This is a genomic window from Sodalinema gerasimenkoae IPPAS B-353 (genome assembly GCF_009846485.1).
GTDB classification, from domain to species: Bacteria; Cyanobacteriota; Cyanobacteriia; order Cyanobacteriales; family Geitlerinemataceae; genus Sodalinema; species Sodalinema gerasimenkoae.
Map to the genome: position 1 here is coordinate 768,755 of NZ_ML776472.1, position 20,803 is coordinate 789,557.

The window sequence follows — 20,803 nt, forward strand, 5'->3', positions numbered from 1 at the left end:
CCCTGTTCCCTGTTCCCTAGGGCGACCACAAGGGTACGCCCCTACGTGGTTCCTCTCCCTGTTCCAATTTTGAGCGTTCCTGACTGAGAAACTCAAAGGCTTGGGCGATGAACTGGGCGCAAATCGAGGGGGAAGCCTCATAGAAATGACTCCAGGCGGCGGCGCGGTCTTCATCGTAGCGGTCAATGCGCTCGGGATAGCGCTGTTGCCAAGATAGGCGCACCGCATGGCCAATGAGTACATCTAAGATGATGTAGTCATCGATTTCTAATTCTGGGTTGCGGGCAAAAATCGCCTGTAACTCCATCAAGGCTTCGATGGTGAGATGACGATATTGGGGGGCAGGAATTTTGTTTAATAACCGTTCCACCCGCAGGGCAAAATTTTTCTCGCCGGGGGTCATCTCCGCCAAGATATATTCACTCTCGATGCGGTTGCGGCTTTCGAGTTTGTCCCCAATCACCAGGCCCTTACAATGGTTGAGGATTTGCCAGACTCGGGGATAAAACTGTTTCGGAACCCGGCCGGCGGCCCCATCCCGCTGACGTTGGCGTAACCAGTCATCGGGGGGAGTTTCCTCGGTCATGTCTTCGGGCAACACCCGCCAGTCAATGGTGCTGCTGCTAGATTTGATATGGAGAGATTCCTGCTGTTGCAGACGGCGGTTAAAGCCTGTGTAGCCGGCGATCGCCCCCCGGAGGCGGGTTTGAATCTCGAAGGGACTCAACTGCATCAGTTTGCCATAGGCTTCATCCTGAGTCATGCCAAACTCACTGACAATCTCGCTGGTTAACAGCAAAATCAGATAGCCCACCCGCAGGGTGAGTAAGCCGTCAAACAAACTGGGTTCGGCCTGAATCATCAAGCCTAAATAGATGGCGATTTCTTGGGTGAGGACGCGATCGCGCACATCTTCATGACAGAAGCGGCTAATCTTCTCCATCAACTCATTATGAGGCAGGGGACTGGTAATAATCGACTCTTCACTATAGGATTTGCCGATGGCCAACTGTTTCTGACGCACCACAATATCCGTGACGGCTTCCGTTAAGCCGAGGCTGGCTTTCCCCAATAGTCCCGCCGCATAGCGCACTACGGACCAATCAACCTCACCGGCGTTGCTGGCGTCGCGATGACTGGCTTTGTTGTAGAGTTCTTCGAGTAAATCTGCCACCGTTACCGGGCGATCGCCCCCCAAGCCAGTATCAAACTCTAAACCTTCTAAACTGACCAGAGTTCGCAGAATTTCCACCTGTTCATAGGGGTTCTGAGACCTACGCAACCCCTCCAACAGCACCTGGCTATCCCGTTCACATTCGAGGCTAAACTCTTGGGTGGGGGTCAGGGGCTGACTGTGAGCTGGGTTATAGAGAAGATAGGCGCTGGAGACTTCGGCTTCCTTTTGGCTGGGTTGGGAGAACTCAAAGTCTTCTAAATCATCAATGCGTTCACTCCCGGCGGTTAGGAGTAACTGATTGAGAGACCCCAAACGAACGGGGGTTCCCTTACAATCCCCCTCCCGCAATTGCAACATCAGTTGTAGCAGGGGTTCTTGACCCGTTTCCACCAGTTGACGCGTCAGCATCAGAATGAGGGTGGGACGACCTAAGTTGTACCAATGGCGAGAAATATAGGAAATTTCACTTTCAATTTGAGCAATGAGAAAGTGATAATCGAGGGTGATATAAAACTGTTGTGGGTTCACAAACGAGGGTAAAAACATTACCCGTTCCCCCCGAATCCGAAACACTTGAGCCGTGGTCAAACTACGGACTAAGCGAATTGGTCGCCCGCTCAAATTTAATTTATCATTGCGCCCGACTTGGTGATAAATCCAAGCCAGTTCTTGCGCATCGCTGAGCTTAATCGGTTCAATTTCCGCCAGAGTTTCGGTGGCAATACCATAGCCTGCTAATTCATCTTGTAAGGCGGCATCTTCCGCTAGTAACGCCACCTGAACCACCGAAGGATGAGGTTTGCGTCGATGTAAATGCCGTCCAAGGGGGTCGATGTCTCCTAAATCAATCAGACCCATTTCAATGATTTCGCCCAACCAATAGAGACTTTGCGCCCAAACTAAGGGGATATTTTCATTGGGTAAACGAGGTTGAGTATGGGGATTTTTCCGTTCAGCATCGAGTAAGTTTTCGGGAACGTAGTAAAGTTCTGGAAGTAATTTCCAGCCATGTTTCTCGACTAAAATACTTTTAATCTTCTCTCCATATTTATGGGCTTTCTCGGTATTACCCATAAAGAGATGATTGAGATATAAATAGCAAAAGAAGAGGGGCCATTCACATTCGATATTCTCAAATTGCTGAAGTTCCTGGGGTTCATAGTGAAGACGGTTACTATCCTCAATCACCGTCTGGTGACCGTCCCGCAAGAAGCGTTTACAGCCGTAGTTGCCTTGCAGTTTATCGACAATTTTGCGGTGGGTGCGATCGCGCAACTGGCTATCCTCGACTCCAAAGGCGGGGAAGCCAATCACACTCAACAAGGCTGCATCGACTTCCTTAGAGTTGGATTCCCGAGGGAGTAAAGCTTCGAGGGTAATGCGAGCGCGGGCAATGTCATCGGGAACCACATGAATCACTGAGGCTTGATCGCCACGAGATCCAAACAGGTTAATCCCTTGCATCGCCTCTAGGGCCGCTTTTGCCATCCCCACGGAACTGGCGTTGAGTTCCGGCTTGCCATGGTTGATTTTGTTGCCCCGTTCCCAAATGCCATAATCGGGGGTGCGGTAGGTGCGGCCAATGTAATAGACCAAGTTTTGGACAAAGTTCACCTCATCCAAATTAAAGACAATTTGTAACCCCGAGGCGGTCATCTGAGACAGCATCAGCAGAAACACAGCGGTGGCATCAATCTGTAAATGGCCCCATTCATGATCGGCGACTACGGGATTGCCGTTGCTGGTGTCATACTTGGCATGAAGGGCATCGAGGGGGTCTTGGGTATGTTTAAACCGTTCGACTTTGTTAGCCTGGCTCATCATCGATCGCAACAAACCACGCATTAACTTGACCACACTCTGTTCAAGTTCGTAGGCCCGTCCCTGTTCCGTGTCAATTTTGCGGTAGGCCAGGGCGAGTCCCCAGACGGCAAGGATACTGTAGACATTATCCCGAACCCAGGCATCGGTGTAGTTACCATGTTCATTGACGGCTGTACTCGCCGGTAGCAAGCCACTGACGGGATGTTGTTTAGCGAGGATAACCCCTTTAATTTCGTGATAGAGGCGATCGAGTTGGGGGTTGAGCATGGTAGGGAACAGGGAATAGGGAACAGGGAAAAGAAAAGACGTAGGGGCGTACCCTTGCGGTCAGCGAGCGATAGCCGAGCTGTGGTCGCCCTAGGCAGTAGGCAAAAGAAGGGAACAGGGAATAGAAAACTATTTTTTCAGAATATCTTGCCATTCTAGGACGACAGGGAGGGGAATTTGCAAACTGGCCGCTCGTTCTTTGAGGGGAAGGGTTAACTCCAGGGAACTGCGAGAGGGGAGACGATTGGCGATCGCCCGGACATCATATTCACCGATATTGGGGGCTGGGGCCTCCTCGGCAAAGTCATCAGCGGCTTCTAAGATTTCCCCCCGTGAGGTGGTTAGGATTAGGGGTTGGGGATGCTGAAACTCAACCGCACCGGGAAATCCAGCTAGACGTAGATTGAGATTCCGAGTCTCTTCCCCCTCGGCCACTCGTTTGTAGAAAATCACCTGCCAGGAGTTCCCTAAACTGTCTTTGAGGCGATGACGGGTTTGGTAAATGACCTGTCCGGGGGCCTCCGTTTGTTGTTGCATGGGAGCCGCCTGGGCCATGGATTGGCTCGGCACACCGTAGAAGGAGCCACCAAGCAGGATGAGCAAACTCGCAAGGACGAACAGGGTTTGGCGTAAGGTTTGAGGCAAGATGCACGTCCAGGAGCCGCATGTTTGCAAGAAATCTGGGTCTTTATCGTTCACAGTCAACCTCAAAAATGCAACGCTGTTTTGAGATTTTAACGTGCTTTCCCTGGCTCTGGGTTCACGTCTCGTGACGCAAGCCGCAGCAGTGGGATCTGTTGGCGCTGGATTATGCCATCTTGTCCGTGCTGTATGATAGGTTTGCCTTGAACTTACGAGGGATGACGGTGTTGGCGGCATATTGGAAGGGACTAAGGCTATGGGTTGGGATGAGTCTGTTGGCGATCGCCTTGGCGGCCTGTTCTGCTGTACCGATTTTCTTTGATACGGACTTAGTGGCGGATGCGATTTCCTTACAACTCGAACAAACTCAGGGCCAACTCACCTCCCAGTTACGTCTAAGTCAGAACCCCACCTGGAGCGTGGATCGGGTTAAGGTGACGGAGAATGCCCCAGTGATGATTCAAGAGTTACCAGGGTATCATCTGCGGGGAACCTATCGCCTGACGATTGAGTTGCCCAGAGGGACCGTGACTCGCCCCAAACAACCGTTTGATCTCTATTTACAAGGACAAAAGGAGGGCAAAACCTGGCGTTTAGGCAAGTATGGCCCCTCAGAGCCGGGGGAGGAGCCGGATTGGACGACGTATTTAATTACGCCTGAGGGGTATTACGGGGATTAGGAGGCCGCTTACAAGTCGTTGAGGCAAGTCTTTGAGCGATTGCCCTCCTGACATCTGAATTGTCTACAATGATCTGTTATTCATTATTCCATGACCTCGCCGACTCTATTTCTTGCCAATGCTGACGCCACCCACCGGCTGGGGGTGCAATTGGGCCAAACTCTCCCCCCTGGCACAACTCTACTGTTGCAAGGGGAGTTAGGGGCCGGTAAAACAACTCTGGTGCAGGGCATTGGTGCGGGGTTGGGGATTGGCGATCGCATTGTTAGCCCCACGTTTACGCTCATCAATGAGTATGATGAGGGTCGCATTCCTCTGTACCATTTGGATTTATATCGCCTTGATTCGTCTGAGGTTCAGGGGTTACAGCCTCAGTTGTACTGGGAAGGTTGGGAAGTTGAACCGGGGTTGATGGTGGTTGAATGGGCTGAGCGTTTACGGGAGTTGCCTGACTCGTATTTGACGTTGCATTTGTTGTATCGGGATGAGGCTCGGCAAGTGCAAGTTTCGGGAACGCCGGATTTATGTGCGGTTTGGACGCGGTTAACTGCGGATTTTTAAGGGTTAGTCAGTTGGTTTCTGAAATGAATCGGGGCGGAAGGTTCCGAGTAAGTACTGGGTGAGTTGTTGCCCTTGCTCAGCTTCGGTTTTGGGGCTTTCTGGTTGGGGGAAGCGGAGGGCTTCGTAGAGTAAGTGGCGGTGAGTGTCGAACGTCGCGTCGATGAGGATGCCGTACACCTGTGCGGCGGGCAACATCCAGAAATAGTAAGCTAACACTGCCACCAATAAACCAATGGGAATTGCGATCGGGTTCAGTAACCATCCACAGGTGGCAAACAGAATGCCCCAAATCCACAGACGAACGGCGGAGTTGAGGTCGCTGCGGGCGCTAGTGAGGTCGAGTTTGACGGGATCGGGGAGGAGCAGCCAGAGTCGCGACCAGCAGACGATCGCATCGAGTCCGTATTTTTCTGTGGGTTTGCGTTCGTAGGCGCGGAGGATGTTCCCGAGACGGGTGGGCATCAGGTCAGGGTTGTGGCTAGCCGTTACATTGAGTGGCAGTCGTTCGAGTTGGGTGATGAGCTTAATGAGTTTTTGAGACTCGTCGGCAGTGAGTTCCTTCTGGGTATCGAGTTTGCTAAAGTCCTGTTCGAGTTGGTTTTGGTAGTTTTCCCAGTAGCGAATTAAGCGTTTACGCAGTGGGTTTGTCCAGGCGAACCAGTAGCCTTCAAGGATTCGTAGACAGGGGAACTCGAACTGCCGAACAATAAAATCAGATGCAATGATCGCGCTCAAAGCTAATCCGACAATAACGAGCTGCTTGGAGTCATCATACGTGGAAAATTCCTGAAAAAAATCTTGCCAATTGTTCTCAAGTGAGTAGATGTACAGCAGGAAAACCCCGACCCAGAATAGTAACGGCGAGCCAAGGATATTGGGCAACCAACGCTCGGAGACCTTACTGATGGCTCCTTCAAAGACTTTCGCACTCATAATTCTGCTTCCGATGAGGGGGAATCGTCCTCAAATGCAATGAGTGTCACGTTATGGTGGGGACATTTGGGAATCGCTTGAGCGAGGTTTCGACGCGACCAGACGAAATCACATCCCTTCTCGGAACAATGGTATTTTTGAGTCTGCAATCGCGTGCTTGGCATCCCAGGTAATCCTTGATACCCCAGGCTTTTTGTACTACTGCTGAGCTTCTGCTTAACCCATCCCTTCGTTTTTTGATTGCTATTTAGCAGTTGCTTGATCTGCTTTAAATTAAGGGTGGGGTCGGGAACATTGAGTAGATCATTAAGTTCACGATCAATTTTTTGGGCAGTATCTCGATCGCCAAGAATAGTTTCGAGTTCGGAACGAATGGCACGGGCAGCATCGATGATTTTATTCGATTTAGACATGGGCGAACAGTTCAGAACTTTCGGGAATCGTTGTTGCAATAAAGTTTACACCCCAAGATAGCTGAAGGCGCTCCAGTGGAAGGGGTGAGCGAGATCGCGATCGCCATCGCCGATATATTCCTCCTCGTAGTCGGGAAATTCAGCGGCAATTTCGCCGTTCGTGCTGTCGCGCAGCCAGATTTGGGCTTGGCGCAGGGCTTCACTGGGTTCGAGTTTGTGGTTACGCCAGAGTTGATAGAACTTGCGGAGGAGTAGCGAGGTGCTGAGGTCAGAGACCGACCACAGCGAGGCAATGACGGCAGCAACTCCAGCTTGCATCATGCCCACGGGTAAGCCGAGCGCCTCGTCAGCGAGTTCGATGCCGGGTAAGCCCGTCTCGCAGGCAGAGAGAATGGCGAGACGAATGCCGCCGCTGCCGCGTTCGGTCAGATTCAGCTCGAAAATCTGAGCCAGGGTCAGCAAATCGTCGTTCATGAGCAGTCCGCTGGTTAAGGGTTCGTTGAAGTTCGCGGTTCCGTGGCAGTAGAAGTTGACGACGGCGTATTCTCCAGAGAGTGCCTCTCGAACCTTTTGTGTCTTCGCATGAACGGTCTGGAGGTGTTGGCGATTGGCTTCGGGGAAGCTTTCGAGTGCGGCGGTGGTTGGCAGTTTGGAGTAGGTAATGTCTTCGGTCGGGTTTTCGATCGCCAAAATCGAGTCGGGGTTGGGGTGGCGATCGGCGATCGCGCGGGCGGCGATGAGAGATTGGGCGTTGGGGGCGTAGGTGAAGGCGATCTCGTCGAGGGCATAGCGTTTGCCGGTGGGTTTACTGTCGTCGTGTGTCCAGGCAGCGTGGAGGGGGAGGAGGCTGAGGTAGCCAGTGGGGATAAGGGTAGCGCGGTGGTGGTTTTGGGTTTTGAGGCGATCGATGAGGGGAGACATGAGTGTGTCCCAGAGTTGACGAGTGCCACGTTCAATTTCGTTGAACCAGCTATCGCGATCGTCAAAGGAAGGATTGTACGCCCCAAACCAACGTGTTAATTCGGGATCGTCTGCTGGACCGAAGAGAATTTCTTGTAACTGAGTCTCAGTGAAGTCATCGAGCCAGAGTTCTTGGATGGTGTCGCGCGTGACGATGAGAGCGAGGCTACCGTTAGGGGTGGTGACGAGGTAAACGACGGGGTGATCGGACAGTAAGTCGCGCTGAATGTTGTTGAATTCAGTAGGTTTCAGGAAGGTTTTGTAGCCGGGAGTTTGCTGGATTTGCTCAATTGTCTCGCGAAGTTGCTGGTTGAGGGATTGGGCGGTGGTGCGATGTTCTTCTGGGGTGAGTTCGTTGCGCTGGTCGGATAGACTGCGATCGCGTTGCAGGCTTTCGAGGTTGCGGAGTTGGTTGGTGATGTCGCGGTAGCGATCGTAGAGGTCGGGGCGTTGCTGTTGCAGTTGTTGCAGGTCAGCGCGATCTCGGTCTAGGGTTTCGCTGAGACCACGGGCGCGTCCGCGTTCGATGGTGGCAAACGCGCGATCAAATTGTCCTGTTTTGGCGTAGGCGTAGGCAGTGCGACGGGGAAGGTCGGCGGTTTCTTTGAGTTCGGCGGCACGGCTATCGAGCAGGAGGCAGGCAGCGTACAGAGTTTCGGCAGCAGCGAGGGCTTGACCGTAAGCAGTGGTGGCGGCGTGCCAGTTCTGGCGTTCGGCTTGGAGATTGCCAAGCGAACGCGATGTTATGCGGCATCCCTGCGGAAAGGCGTCGCGGGTATAGACGTCCAGCGCCTGTCCGTAGGCGGCGATCGCCTGTTCGAGGTTGTCGGCCCGTTCCCCTCGGATTCGGTCGCTGTAGGCTGCTGCCAGGTTGTTTTGTGTCGTTGCCCATTTTTCGGGAAAGGCGTCGCGGGTATAGACGTCCAGCGCCTGTTCGTAGGCAGCGATCGCCTGTTCGAGGTTGTCGGCCCGTTCCCCTCGGATTCGGTTGCTGTAGGCTGCTGCCAGGTTGTTTTGCGTCCCTGCCCATTGTTCGGGAAAGGTGTCGCGGGTATAGACTTCCAGCGCCCGTTTGTAGGCGGCGATCGCCTGTTCGAGGTTGTCGGCCCGTTCCCCTCGGATTCGGTTGCTGTAGGCTGCTGCCAGGTTGTTTTGCGTCCCTGCCCATTGTTCGGGAAAGGTGTCGCGGGTATAGACTTCCAGCGCCCGTTTGTAGGCGGCGATCGCCTGTTCGAGGTTGTCGGCCCGTTCCCCTCGGATTCGGTTGCTGTAGGCTGCTGCCAGGTTGTTTTGCGTCCCTGCCCATTGTTCGGGAAAGGTGTCGCGGGTATAGACTTCCAGCGCCCGTTTGTAGGCGGCGATCGCCTGTTCGAGGTTGTCGGCCCGTTCCCCTCGGATTCGGTTGCTGTAGGCTGCTGCCAGGTTGTTTTGCGTCCCTGCCCATTGTTCGGGAAAGGTGTCGCGGGTATAGACTTCCAGCGCCCGTTTGTAGGCGGCGATCGCCTGTTCGAGGTTATCGGCCCGTTCCCCTCGGATTCGGTCGCTGTAGGCATTAGCCAGGTTGTTTTGCGTCATCGCCCATTGTTCGGGAAAGGCGTCGCGGGTCCTGACCTCCAGCGCCTGTTCGTAGGCGGTGATCGCCTGTTCGAGGTTATCGGCCCGTTCCCCTCGGATTCGGTCGCTGTAGGCATTAGCCAGGTTGTTTTGCGTCATGTTCGAGGTTATCGGCCCGTTCCCCTCGGATTCGGTCGCTGTAGGCATTAGCCAGGTTGTTTTGCGTCGTTGCCCATTGTTCGGGAAAGGCGTCGCGGGTTCTGACCTCCAGCGCCCGTTCGTAGGCGGTGATCGCTAGCTCCAGATTCAACTTCCGAACACCCAAGGGAAACTGTTGAATTAAATTGCCAAAACTATTAAATACAGCTGCAATGATTTCTGGTGAGTTGTGCGTTTTTAAACGCTGAAACACTACGGGCAGTACTGCTAGAAAGTCCTCGTTAAATCGTGCTAAATTCGCCCGCCAAAATTCATACACCTGCATCGGATCGCCCTGCACTTGCAGGATTTGCCTCATCACCTGGCCGACAAACCGAAGCGTATCCTGCGAAACTTCACCCGCACTCGCCGAACTCAATGCCTGCACCAACTGCCCCGCAAACTGCCGCAGCCAGCCTGCATTTCCCTCGCCTGCTTCCTCCATCTGCTGCGCCACTAACCCCATCACCTGAACCAAGCCTGCATCCACCAGCTCGGCATTGTCCTGCAACACCGCTCCTTCCTGCCCTTCTGGACAGCTCAACAGTGCTTGAATCAACTCCAGGTATGCCTCAATCCGCTGCTCGTCCATTGGTGTCATCGCGATCGCAAACGCTCCGAACCTAGCATAACCTGAGTCCGGGTTAAGCCGAACTCAGGTTAATTCATGAAAAAAAACGCAAATTCTAGGTCGAGGACGGGGATTGACTCACCGACGAAGGTTGAGAACAGTCAGCTTCATAAAGCTGCTCAAAATAGGCTTTGAGTTCCATGGGGACGGCGGTAAGCCGGATGGCAAAACAGTTGGGGGGGACGCTATCGTCTTTGATAACTTTGCCGTAAAACTCTTCGGGACTTTTGCCAAATGATTCGGGCAAATCGATGATAAATCTTAGGTTCATGAGTAAGTCTGCCCCATGGGGTGAACTCAGATGAGCGCCATGGGGAGAGAGTTTGATTAGCTCAGCGGGGTAGTGGCGATCGCTCAATTGTTTGCCATGTAAGGGGGTAAAGGACACGGGAAGGGCAGGGTTCAGCTCATGGAGAGGCGGTTGGTCTCGGGATAGGGTGAGGTTATGTTTGCCGCTAATGCCGACGACGGAATAAATAGAGATGGGTTGGGTGACCCCTTTTGGACATACTTTGTCTTCAGCATCAAAATCAATGATGCTGTCGACGTCCTTGAGGGTGGATTCGGTAATGAGAATCTGACCGCCGACGGTATAGGATTCGATGCGATAGGTTAAATTGACTTGAGAGCCGACAATTCCATATTTGGTGCGTTTTAGGGAGCCAATGTTACCGACAACGACCTCGCCGGTATTGATGCCAATCCCCATTTCTAGGTTGGGCAGGTCTAACTCAGTCATTTTTTGGTTGACTTGGGTCATGGCTTTCTGCATGGCGATGGCACAGGCGACGGCTCGCTCGGCATCATCACAGCGTTGGGTGGGAGCGCCAAACAGAACTAGAATCCCATCTCCCATGAACTCATCAATAGTCCCCTGATAGCTGGTGATGGCATCGGCCATGGCTTCGAGATAAATGTTGAGGATTGAGACGACATCTTCTGGGGGGAGTCGTTCGGAGATGCTGGTGAACCCTCGTAAGTCGGAGGTGAGAATGGTGATTTTGCGCCGTTCTCCTCCTAAACGTAAGCCTTCGGGGGTTTCTAGGAGGGTGGCGACCACTTCATCGGTGAGGTAGCGGCTAAAGGTATGGCGAATATCGATCGCCGAGCGGGCCACGTAAGCCACGATACTGAGGGCGGCAAGGCTTTGGGCGATGAGGGGGGGCAGTAGGGGAATCCACCAGCCTTGTAAAAAGGCCCAATAGGCGATGCCAATCACCAGGGTTCCTGAGAGGATTTGCCCTAATAGGCGCATGGCGCGATCGCTATAGCGCCAAATCCAGGCTAACGCGGCACCGGAGACGGCCGCTGAGAAGATCCAGGCCCATTCGAGGGGTTTGGGAAGGGTGAGAATTTGCGATCGCCCGTCGAGGGTGGCACTGAGAATATGGCTGACGACGTTGGCGTGAACTTCAACCCCTGAGGTTTTCTGGATGCCCTCGGCTTGAATACTGAAGGGGGTATCAAAAAAGTCTTTGAGGCTTTCAGCAGTGTGGCCAATTAGGATGGTGCGATCGCGAAAGATATCTGGGGAAACTTGCTGCTCTAAAATGTCCTGAAGTTCAATGGTTTCAAAGGTTTTGCCATTGTTGCGGTAGTTAATAAAAATTTGGTAGCCGCGATCGTCAAAGCTGCCATAGCCGCCATCGCCACTGGAAAGGGGGACAAAGATGGTATCTGCAAGTTGGACCCATTGACGGTCATCGTCAGTAATTTGAGGCAGAATTCCATAGGGTTCGAGGTGCAGTAGGGCTAGATGTAGGCCAATACTGAGGACAACGTCTTGGGATTGAGGATCTGTGAGATAGAGAAAGGCTCGTCGTAGGCGGCCATCTTGGTCTCGGGGTAAATCATTAGCCCCCACGCGCCCCAGTTCAGCTAAGACGGGAGGCGGGGCCACGCGATCGACCCCACCGGTCACTTTACCAATGCCGATCAGATTTTCGATGTCTCGGTAGATCTGGTTTAACTGAGCATAGCCGGGTTCTAGGGGGGGAGTTTGAGTGAGTAATTCTGGTTGCTGCTGAAACTGCTGGACAATCTCTGGGTAAGGTGGGGGAACAGGTAAATCTCGATAGATATCTAAGCCAATGGCCCGAGGTTGGCCGGTGGCGATGTATTCCAGGGCCTCGGCCAGGAGTTGATCATTGATGGGATGACCGTACTGCTGCAAATCATTTTCGGAAATTCCCACCACTAACACCCGTTTGTCTGGCTCTTCCTGGGGACGTAGACGAAAAAACACATCCAAGGCCGCTAGTTCTAAGCCTTGGAGGAGTCCCGTTGCTCGTATTAGAAAAACGATTGCGGTGGCGGTGGGGGCGATCGCCCAAATGCCTCGCCACCGCCAAACCTGTCCTCGAAGTTTATCCCGCATGAGATTGTAGTTGGGGAACAACATTCGATACACCCGAGATGGCAAGTTAGTGAGTCCTTAATCGACTCCTTATTTAGCCAAGATATGACTACTCTAGATCGAGAATCCACTCTTGGTGATGGCCGAGGTCGAGGTCAGTCTCATCGGGGTCAGTCTCATCTGAGGATGAGGGATGGCGGACGAGGGGATAGAAGGTGACGTTGGGTTCCTCTGAGACGGTTTCAGTTTCATCTCTGAGAATGTCAACATCCGTTTCCGGCTGGATGATACCAAAGCCCGAGAGGATATATGACCAAGCATCGAGGGTACTCACCATCTCCTGAAGATAGTCAAACCAAATCCCGGCTGTTCCATACTGATAGGCTAACTCTGAGGAGGCCTCCCGAGGGGTTGACCCCTGAGCGATCTCTACGTCTGGCTCAACTCGCTCAATCCAGCCCTCATAAATCATGAGGCTAGTGGGATCTTGGAGATCGAGAGGGTTACATTGAATTTCTAAGTACCAACGATATAACTCGTCAACGGCTAAGCCGGGTTCGTCGGGGGATGCTGAAAACTGCAAGATATGCTCCCTGTCGTTGAGGGTTGAGGGGAGGCTCACGTTCACTCGGTGGACTTCTTCGATGTCACCCTGATTGTTATCGCGCTCAATGATAATTTTGGCGCTTTCTAAGCCGGCTTTGGCACTGCCGATGTACCAGTAGAAGCTCGGATGCTCTTGATAGGTTAAGCCGAAGTGGATATTGCGGTCATCAACGGGCATCAGGGGGACAACATGAATGCAATCCGATCGCCGAGTTGCTCCCCCGTCGGCAGAGTCTGGAGCGCCGCGATCGGGGGGGGAGAACTGAAGGGTGCGTCCCCCGGAACTGATAGGAGTTTCTGAGTTGGGGGCGGAAAATTGGGCCTTGACAGGACTGTGATGGCCACTCAGGAGTCCAAGCAGCAGTCCTAAACTCAATGTTAGAGATGGAACACGATTGCAAACCATGGTAACTAGGGAAACAGAAGAGGATAATGAAGTCAGCTCGCCCTTGAATATCCACTTGATGGCAACGGCACAATACCCATGCATTGAGCGAGTGTACTTAGTTAGAGTCTAGCGCGCTATCTCTCTCATCTGTTCGTTTGGGGCCATTCTCTCAACAGTCCACGTCAATTTCAGATGCTCTTTAATATAGGCTCAGGTTCGGCGGATTGGGTTCAAAGTCTGGAGTGGGGTTATCCGCGATCGCCGGGCCCGCAGACGCGCAAAAGCCGAATCTGTTGTTCAAAGCCTCCGCGTTCTTGGTGACGCTGCTGTTGTTGGTGCTTTAGGCGCTCAGGAGGGATGTGATAGCTGGTGAGGAGAGCGTCTATGACTTCCCTGAGATCGGCCAGTTCGCTGAGGAGATGGTCATTGTCGGCCTGGGCCGCTTCTTGGGCTTCTTCGATGAGTTTGTCTCGCAAGGCCTGTCGATAGTCCTCTTGGTTGAGATATTCGATTTGGCAATGTTTACCGGCGTTTTTAATAATCTCGGGAATGCGATCGCGAACCAGTTTATGGGGGAATACTTGAGAGTTATCCATAGATAATAAAGTATGCTAAACTGCCAATCCCTAATCCTAACAGTGCCGTTATTAAAATCAAGACGAGGGCTTGGATATCGGTTAAGCCCATAATGGTGGCATCGAGGCGATAGAGTAGGCCTGCCGAGACTAACAGCACTAAATGGGAAAACACAGAGACTTCGGTCAGGAGAATGACGGCTAAAAAGGCAGCTATCATGGCGGTGACGAAGCCCCGTAAACTGGAGTTGAACCAGCGGGTGCAAATGTTACGAATAACAGACCAAGGGGAGGCGAGGGCTTCTGCTAAGCCAAGGCTCATCAGTAGAATCAGCAGCCAGAGACGCCAGGAGGCCTGCTGATTCTGTAGCAGCCAACCGAGGTTGATGTAGACCAGCAAGAAGATGCTGAATGAGAGCCAGGAGCGAGTTTTTACGGTCGACAGAAGATGTAAGGGGCCCATAATTCGTCTGGGATTATGGCGGAGGAGGGGTTAGAGGTTGGTGGAAATGGCTTGCACGGGACAGGTGGCGATGCACTGTTCACAGACGATACAGCGCGATCGCGTGAAATGCAGTTCAAAGCTTTCTGGATGCAGGGATAGGGCTTGGGTGGGACAAACACCGGTACAGAGGCCGCAGTCGACGCAGGCGGTTTCGTCAATTTCGATTTCACCACTGGCGACGGATACAGAAATTTCTTGGGCCCGCATCCAGTCGATGGCTTCGTGGATTTCGTCGATGTCTCCTAATAGTTCTAGCACCAGTTTGCCGATTTGATTGGGGGCGACTTGGGCGCGGATAATGTTGGAGGCGATGTTAAAGTCTTTGGCTAATCGGTAGGTGACGGGCATTTGCACCGATTGGCGGGGGAAGGTGAGGGTGACACGCTTTTTCATGAAAACCAGTCTCTGAAGGGCGATCGCCCCATAGGGGCTTTAGACTAAAGATAGTTTTGTTGTAACGCTTTGGAAAGAAATGATGGGTGAGAAACCATTGGATACGAACCTCGACGCCTCAGAGGTGACCCTAGCGACGCGAATCCGTAATTTGATTGTGGTCACGGTGGCGGCGGTTCTGAGTGTCTTGATTGTTTTAGCGCTCCAGACTCAGGGAACAACGGCCTCTCTGTCTAGCTTAGCGAATCGTTCGGTGCCTTTGGAGGAGGCTCTGACAAATGGTCAACCGAGTTTTGTGGAGTTTTATGCGGATTGGTGTACCAGTTGTCAGGCAATGGCGGGGGATATGGCGGCGTTGCGAGAGGAGTATGACGATCGCGTCAATTTTGTCATGCTCAATGTAGACAATAGTAAATGGCTCCCGGAGATGGGCCGCTATGAGGTGGATGGGATTCCTCATTTTGTCTTCTTGAATCCTCAGGGGGTGGCGATCGCCCAAACCATTGGTGAACAACCCCGAACCATTGTGGCGGCGAATCTTGAGGCCCTGTTAGCAGGACGGCCATTGCCTTATAACCGCCAGGCGGGTCGCACCTCTGAGGTTCCATCGGGGGCCAATGTTGGCTCCCAAGGGGATGATCCCCGCCGTCATGGGGCGCAAGTCCAGGACTAATCTTGGCTTGGGGGTTTGGGTCGGAATTGCTCCCCAACGACTTGGGCGAGGGTGTCTCGGGGCAAGAGACGGGGGATACTGGTAATGAGATGGTTGGCCCAGCCCCCGACGACGGCACTGCCACTATCGCGTTTCATGACTTTGAGGGATTCACTGACGACGGACTCTACGGAGGCAAGTCCTGGGGAGGTGTTGGCCGTCTCGTTTTCGGAAAATCCGGCGACGTCGTTAAATCCCGTTGCGGTTGGCCCGGGACAAATGGCCATGACTTTGACGCCTAGGTCTTTGTTCTCAGCCCAGAGGGCTTCGCTAAAGCTGAGGACAAAGGCTTTGCTGGCGGCGTATAGGGCGAGGTAGGGGATGGGTTGGAAGCCGCCGATGGAGCCGATGTTGAGGATGGTTCCCGATTGGCGCGATCGCATAGGTTGGAGAAATTGATAGGTTAGGTCTGTCAGGGCGGTGATATTCAGTTGCACCATTCCTAGGAGTTTGTGGCGATCGCCCTGGGCAAATTCCCCATAGTCGCCAAAGCCAGCATTGTTGATTAATAAATCAATCTGGAGGTTGCGATCGCTCGTCTGCTGATACAACTGACTGGGGGCATCGGCTTGGGTCAAATCCAGAGGAATTACCTCCACCTCAATGCCCTGACTCTGGCGCAGTTCGCTGGCGAGGTGTTCTAATGCAGCTTGCGATCGAGCCGTGAGGACTAAGTCATAGCCTTGGGGGGCAAGTTGGCGAGCAAATTCAGCGCCAATTCCTGATGATGCACCGGTAATTAAGGCTCTGGGCATGGGTTTGAGACGGTTAGGTGGATTGGAAAAGCGGTGTTAGGAGGTTCTAGCCAGTTTACGAGCTTTCAGGGCCTGTAATTGCTCTCGCAATAGGGCTAACGCGTCGGGGCGATCGGCTTCGGCGTACTCTTGACTGGCTTTGAGAAGATTTTCCACGGCTTTGTCATCTTGCCGTAGGTTGGCAAAGGCCAGTCCTCGGTTGTGATAGGCTTCTGGGTGCTTCGGGTGCGATCGCAACTCAGTTTCAAAAGCCGCGATGGCGATGGCATACTGGCCCTGTTTAAAGGCGTCGCAACCTGCCTCAAAGGCTTCAGCGTCACCGGTTTGAGACGGAACCGGTTGAGGAAACAAGATCGCCTGACTGCCACTGCCCACATAGGCCCAGACCATCACCCCCATTCCCGCAAGGGCGATCGCCAACAGTAGAAAAAAACCGAAAAATTGCTGAATTTCCACGTTCACTCGTTGATTGCTTAACACATCTTAACAAAAAATCAGCAATAAAAAACGGGCTAACCTGTCAACATCAGGTTAACCCGCAAGATTGGGAACGCGCAGCGATTCTACTTTTGAACCATCAGCTTAACGTTGGCGTTTTGCAGACCCGGACGGCGGACTTCAGCCAGAGTCTTGTTGACCGCATACTTCTGATTGATGGAGTTGATCAATTCAGTTTGATTGTGCTTTTTAGCAACGCCCCAGAGGTCAGCGATCAGGTCAAAGGAACCATCGCCATTGCGAGACCAGCCGAGATCGTACTCACCGTCGAGAACCGCGACGAGATCAGCACGAACCCGTTGACCGTTGTAACCACGCACATCGGCTTCGGTTTTCACATTGATGCCGAGATCACGCAGAGACGATTTCAAAACTTCAGCGTCAGTGATTTTGGTGCGCAGGGTGCTAAAGTGAGACATGAGAGTTTCCTCCGTATGGAACTTGGTTTAGAACAACGTGGTTGGTTTAGGTAAATGACACTTGCGTGTCGTCTGAACAGCTAACCGGTTGGGCTAGCCTCTCCCCCCCGAAGGATGAGTTCGGGGGGAAAGCTTTGTGACTACGACTCCATGCGCTGATAGTCAGCCATGGCAGCCGCAGCTGGACGCGCTCGCTGTCTTGCCCAATCTCGTAGCGCAGTGACCTGTTCGGTCATGGTTTTGGACAGCGGTAGCGTGGATTTCACGGCGGCGATAATGTCGAGCTGGGTGAACTCGCGATCCTGGGCAAACGCCTCATACATCGCGGCAATGGTTGCTTGCTCGATTTCTGCCCCCGAAAATCCTTCGGAAACTTTCGCGAGTTGATCCAAATCGAAGCGGCTGATATCCGTGCGTCGCTTCAACAGATGGATGCGGTAAATTTCTTGACGCTCTTCCCGGGTGGGTAAGTCCACAAAGAAGATTTCATCAAACCGTCCTTTGCGGAGGAATTCCCCTGGGAGGCGTTCGACCCGGTTCGCCGTTGCCATCACGAACACGGGAGAGGTTTTCTCCTGCATCCAGGTTAGGAAGGAGCCAAAGATACGGCTAGAGGTTCCTCCATCGGAATCCCCGGAACCCGCTCCCCCGGCGAAGGCTTTATCCAATTCATCAATAAAGAGAATGGCTGGGGAGATAGACTCGGCGGTTTTTAGGGCATTGCGCAGATTCGCTTCTGAACGCCCCACCATGGACCCGTCATACACCCGACCAAGATCCAACCGCAGCAGCGGCAGTCCCCAGAGGCGGGCCGTGGTCTTGGCAATCATGGATTTACCACAACCGGGAACCCCGAGAATCAACATTCCTTTGGGTTGGGGTAAGCCGTATTCCCGCGCCTTCTCGGTGAAAGCATTAGAACGTTGAAAGAGCCAGCGTTTCAGCTCTTCGAGTCCCCCGACGGAGTCAATGGTTTCATCCTCGTCAATGTATTCCAAGATGCCATTGCGGCGGATGAGTTGCTTTTTCTCCGACAGGACAATGTCAACTTCCTCTTCCGTCAACCGGTTTGCGGTGACTTGGGCTTTGCGATAGACCTTTTCTGCTTCGTCCTTGGTGAGTCCCAACGCTGCCTTGAGGAGCTTCTCACGAGCCTCAGTGCTGATGCGCTTACTGCGCGAATCCGCTAACTGTCGTGAAAGAACTCGGTTGAGTTCGTTGAGATCGGGAAGCGGGAAGTCCAAAACTACCACTTCTTTCTCTAACTCGACGGGCACACTTTGGACCGGAGACATTAGAATAATGGTCTTATCGGTACCTCGGAAGTAGGCGATCGCATCCCGAATCGCTCGGGTGACATTAGGGTTTTCCAGGAAAGGATGTAAATCTTTAAAGATATAAATCCCTGGTTCCTTATGACGGATAACCCAGTCTAATGCGGCTTCTGGAGATAGGGTGTTATGAGGATTAGCTCCACCTGACTGACTGTAGTCAATCAATCCTTTAGTGGACGTCCAGGTAAAGACCCGGCGCTGCGGTTTCACAGACTGGGCAATCACCTCAATCGCCTGTTCAGACCGCTCCTCCTCAAAGGTCACGAGGTATATTAAAGGGTATTGAGCCTGGATAAGAATGTTTAGCTCTTCTTTCATAACCATCGACCAGAGTGAACGGAGCAAATAAAGATCAAGGGCGTCAAGGTGAAAATCCTGACGATGAAACTTAGGGAGAACTCAGCAGGTAACTAAATCTTCTTCAGACTCAGAGGACTGCTCAAGACCGGCGTTGACTTGTTCAACCAAATCGCCTTCGATCGCTTCAGAACTTTGTCCAACAGCTATCAACTCCCCTTCTCGGATAACTGCCTGCGTTTCGCAACTGGGACAGCTATACACCTGATGGGCATGGCCGGACACAGCGTCAAGGCTATCAACCACTTCAGGATGTTCGAGAAAAAAAACGAGCGCCTTTTGAGCTAGGGCTGACATGGGTTCCCCGTCAACCGCTGCTCGAATTTTGAGTTTGCGGTGTAATTCCGACGATAGATATAAGGTTACTTTCTGTTTATCTTGCATGTGATTTCGGGTTGTTCGACCCAGGTATGTTCAACACTCTAAAGACTTTCTCCGGGACTGTCAAGACAGATTGCTGTTTTGACGTCAATACTGTAACATTCCGTTACATAAAGCAGGAAGTCAGAGGACTGGCTCTAGGGGCAGATTCCTTGCCGTGAGGGAGGATTCAGGGCGATCGCCCCAAGATCCATGGACCGCAATTTTGGCGTACTCTGAGTAATGTGTCGCTATTTGAAGGAGACCGTTACCCGGTTCACTAGCCCCTGATCTCTATGATGTATTGCCAACTTCCATTAGCCTTTTTAACTCCTGCCGACTTTTTACAAGCCACCCTCTGGGCTTTGGGGACGACGGCCGTCTTTGCCGTACTGGCCCTGCTGGCGTTTCTCTTGCAATGGGGCTTTCGCTTCCGACTCGTGGGAATAACTGGCTTTATGGCCGTTTTAACGGTGGGGCTGTTCTCCCTGAGTCTATTTCCCATCACCACCACTCTGGTTCCGGGTTCTGTCCCCTATACCGTCGTCTATGACAATGGAGCAGGACAGGTGGTGATTAAACTGCCCACTGACATCAACGAGAGCCAACTCGAAGCCACACTCCGTCAGGCCGCCATTAACCAGTTTTCTCCTGGACGCTTAGGGCAAAATCTAATGGTTCGTGGACGCGTGCTATTACACCCAGAAGAGGATGTCACGGAACCCCTCTTTATTGGACAAGTGACGCGATCGCAGTCTGATGGCGATGAACGTGACTTTAACATTGAGATTAACCGGGATGCTTTGGCTCGCCTTTAACCGAGTTTATCTTAACCCTTAAAGCAGAGTCCCCCTGACCTCTCACCACCGGCCGTTTTAGCCTCAGCGGCCGGTTTGAGATTCTTTAGGGCCGGGGATTACCTCCAGGAAAGTTGCGTATGCTTACCATAAAATACCGTTGGGTCATAGACTCTTACGCCAGTAAATATTCAGTAAATATACGGTTTCTTTTGGGCTTAATGACCGGAAGTATCTCCGGGTAAAACGTCCAGAGTCCTGCCTGAGTTCAAGCCTCAATTGAACGACCCGTTAGAGCCTATATTTAATGGCCAACAATAACTTTACAAAAACAACATGAAATCTTAGCAATCGAGGAGGCAAAACTCCAAAAATAAGGCTAAGATAAAACAAGGAAGTAGGGAAAACCCTCTTCAATTGTCGTCTTGGCGATTTCCCCATCCGGTGTTGAGTCTTCCTCACCCGAGGAGAATCGAACAAAATACACCTTTAAATTTGAGGTTAACCTGTGATGAGAGCTAAGCAAATTTCGTTAATGCTACTCGGGACTCTAGCCTGGTGCGGTCTATTGGTCACGTCGGCCCACGCGCAAGACACTGGAGGTAGTGGCGGCGGTGGGGTAGCCCCCACACCTACACCCACACCTACACCCACACCGGAACCTACCCCGACACCCACACCCACACCCACACCCACACCCACACCGGAACCTACCCCGACACCCACACCCACACCCGCACCCATCATCGTTCCTCCCCCTTCGAGTGATGACGATTCGACATCCATCATCGTTCCTCCCCCTCCGACGGACGACAGTTCGACTTCCGTTCCTGAACCTACATCGGTCTTAGCTCTGCTGGCCCTTGGGGGGATGGCCGCCGGTCTCCGGAAATCTCGTAAGCGGTAAC

The 20,803-nt window shown here is 52.7% G+C and carries 21 protein-coding genes; 5 read left to right on the forward strand and 16 right to left on the reverse strand.

The window, feature by feature from the left end; all coding sequences use genetic code 11:
- Nucleotides 1-16: 16 nt before the first annotated feature.
- Nucleotides 17-3,268 (reverse strand): glycoside hydrolase family 15 protein, encoded by a 3,252-nt coding sequence (locus L855_RS03410; protein WP_159784173.1) that lies wholly within the window; start codon nucleotides 3,266-3,268, stop codon nucleotides 17-19.
- Nucleotides 3,269-3,397: 129 nt separating this feature from the next.
- Nucleotides 3,398-3,913 (reverse strand): DUF3122 domain-containing protein, encoded by a 516-nt coding sequence (locus L855_RS03415; RefSeq protein WP_246198707.1) that lies wholly within the window; start codon nucleotides 3,911-3,913, stop codon nucleotides 3,398-3,400.
- A gap of 152 nt (nucleotides 3,914-4,065) precedes the next feature.
- Here L855_RS03415 and L855_RS03420 point away from each other — a divergent pair, with 152 nt between their 5' ends.
- Nucleotides 4,066-4,590 (forward strand): hypothetical protein, encoded by a 525-nt coding sequence (locus tag L855_RS03420; protein ID WP_159784176.1) that lies wholly within the window; start codon nucleotides 4,066-4,068, stop codon nucleotides 4,588-4,590.
- A gap of 90 nt (nucleotides 4,591-4,680) precedes the next feature.
- On the forward strand, nucleotides 4,681-5,151 hold the full coding sequence (gene tsaE / locus L855_RS03425; protein ID WP_159784179.1) for a tRNA (adenosine(37)-N6)-threonylcarbamoyltransferase complex ATPase subunit type 1 TsaE: 471 nt from the start codon (nucleotides 4,681-4,683) through the stop codon (nucleotides 5,149-5,151).
- Between the two features lie 3 nt (nucleotides 5,152-5,154).
- On the opposite strand, the gene L855_RS03430 is transcribed toward tsaE, so the two are convergent.
- The 9 genes from L855_RS03430 to L855_RS03470 form a co-directional block, all read right to left on the reverse strand.
- The gene (locus L855_RS03430) at nucleotides 5,155-6,084 is read right to left on the reverse strand and encodes a hypothetical protein (RefSeq protein ID WP_159784183.1); all 930 of its coding nucleotides are present in this window, start codon (nucleotides 6,082-6,084) and stop codon (nucleotides 5,155-5,157) included.
- Nucleotides 6,081-6,497, reverse strand: coding sequence for a hypothetical protein (locus L855_RS03435; protein ID WP_159784186.1), 417 nt, complete (start codon nucleotides 6,495-6,497; stop codon nucleotides 6,081-6,083). The genes L855_RS03430 and L855_RS03435 overlap by 4 nt, the downstream gene beginning before the upstream one ends.
- Before the next feature lie 45 nt (nucleotides 6,498-6,542).
- Nucleotides 6,543-9,170, reverse strand: coding sequence for a CHAT domain-containing tetratricopeptide repeat protein (locus L855_RS21620; protein ID WP_159784189.1), 2,628 nt, complete (start codon nucleotides 9,168-9,170; stop codon nucleotides 6,543-6,545).
- Nucleotides 9,148-9,810, reverse strand: coding sequence for a tetratricopeptide repeat protein (locus L855_RS21625; RefSeq protein ID WP_159784192.1), 663 nt, complete (start codon nucleotides 9,808-9,810; stop codon nucleotides 9,148-9,150). Before L855_RS21625 ends, L855_RS21620 begins: the two co-directional genes overlap by 23 nt.
- Nucleotides 9,811-9,895: 85 nt before the next feature.
- Nucleotides 9,896-12,217 (reverse strand): CHASE2 domain-containing protein, encoded by a 2,322-nt coding sequence (locus L855_RS03450; protein ID WP_159784195.1) that lies wholly within the window; start codon nucleotides 12,215-12,217, stop codon nucleotides 9,896-9,898.
- Between the two features lie 88 nt (nucleotides 12,218-12,305).
- On the reverse strand, nucleotides 12,306-13,208 hold the full coding sequence (locus L855_RS03455; protein ID WP_159784198.1) for a DUF928 domain-containing protein: 903 nt from the start codon (nucleotides 13,206-13,208) through the stop codon (nucleotides 12,306-12,308).
- Nucleotides 13,209-13,438: 230 nt separating this feature from the next.
- A complete protein-coding gene (locus L855_RS03460; RefSeq protein WP_159784201.1) occupies nucleotides 13,439-13,786 on the reverse strand; it encodes a nucleoside triphosphate pyrophosphohydrolase in 348 nt (115 codons plus the stop codon).
- The gene (locus L855_RS03465) at nucleotides 13,779-14,228 is read right to left on the reverse strand and encodes a hypothetical protein (RefSeq protein ID WP_159784204.1); all 450 of its coding nucleotides are present in this window, start codon (nucleotides 14,226-14,228) and stop codon (nucleotides 13,779-13,781) included. The genes L855_RS03460 and L855_RS03465 overlap by 8 nt, the downstream gene beginning before the upstream one ends.
- 30 nt (nucleotides 14,229-14,258) lie before the next feature.
- Nucleotides 14,259-14,663 (reverse strand): NIL domain-containing protein, encoded by a 405-nt coding sequence (locus tag L855_RS03470; protein WP_159784208.1) that lies wholly within the window; start codon nucleotides 14,661-14,663, stop codon nucleotides 14,259-14,261.
- Between the two features lie 79 nt (nucleotides 14,664-14,742).
- Between L855_RS03470 and L855_RS03475 the strand changes: the two genes are divergently transcribed.
- Nucleotides 14,743-15,336, forward strand: a complete 594-nt coding sequence (locus L855_RS03475) for a thioredoxin family protein (protein ID WP_159784211.1) — start codon at nucleotides 14,743-14,745, stop codon at nucleotides 15,334-15,336.
- Here the strand turns inward: L855_RS03475 and L855_RS03480 are convergent.
- From L855_RS03480 to L855_RS03500, 5 genes are all read right to left on the reverse strand, one after another.
- A complete protein-coding gene (locus L855_RS03480) occupies nucleotides 15,333-16,130 on the reverse strand; it encodes an SDR family NAD(P)-dependent oxidoreductase (protein WP_159784214.1) in 798 nt (265 codons plus the stop codon). The genes L855_RS03475 and L855_RS03480 overlap by 4 nt on opposite strands.
- A gap of 36 nt (nucleotides 16,131-16,166) precedes the next feature.
- Nucleotides 16,167-16,592: a tetratricopeptide repeat protein gene (locus L855_RS03485; protein ID WP_159784217.1), complete on the reverse strand. Its 426-nt coding sequence runs from the start codon at nucleotides 16,590-16,592 to the stop codon at nucleotides 16,167-16,169.
- Nucleotides 16,593-16,693: 101 nt separating this feature from the next.
- Nucleotides 16,694-17,047: a DUF1257 domain-containing protein gene (locus L855_RS03490; protein WP_159784220.1), complete on the reverse strand. Its 354-nt coding sequence runs from the start codon at nucleotides 17,045-17,047 to the stop codon at nucleotides 16,694-16,696.
- Nucleotides 17,048-17,187: 140 nt separating this feature from the next.
- On the reverse strand, nucleotides 17,188-18,699 hold the full coding sequence (gene ycf46, locus L855_RS03495; RefSeq protein WP_159784223.1) for a stress-responsive protein Ycf46: 1,512 nt from the start codon (nucleotides 18,697-18,699) through the stop codon (nucleotides 17,188-17,190).
- Between the two features lie 81 nt (nucleotides 18,700-18,780).
- The gene (locus tag L855_RS03500) at nucleotides 18,781-19,122 is read right to left on the reverse strand and encodes a slr0373 family blue light stress response protein (protein WP_159784226.1); all 342 of its coding nucleotides are present in this window, start codon (nucleotides 19,120-19,122) and stop codon (nucleotides 18,781-18,783) included.
- Between the two features lie 272 nt (nucleotides 19,123-19,394).
- Here L855_RS03500 and L855_RS03505 point away from each other — a divergent pair, with 272 nt between their 5' ends.
- Entirely contained in the window at nucleotides 19,395-19,916 is a 522-nt protein-coding gene (locus tag L855_RS03505) for a Ycf51 family protein (protein WP_246198708.1), read from the forward strand.
- A gap of 514 nt (nucleotides 19,917-20,430) precedes the next feature.
- Complete coding sequence (locus tag L855_RS22690) at nucleotides 20,431-20,802, forward strand: PEP-CTERM sorting domain-containing protein (protein ID WP_425500596.1); 372 nt, start codon at nucleotides 20,431-20,433, stop codon at nucleotides 20,800-20,802.
- Nucleotide 20,803: the final 1 nt, after the last annotated feature.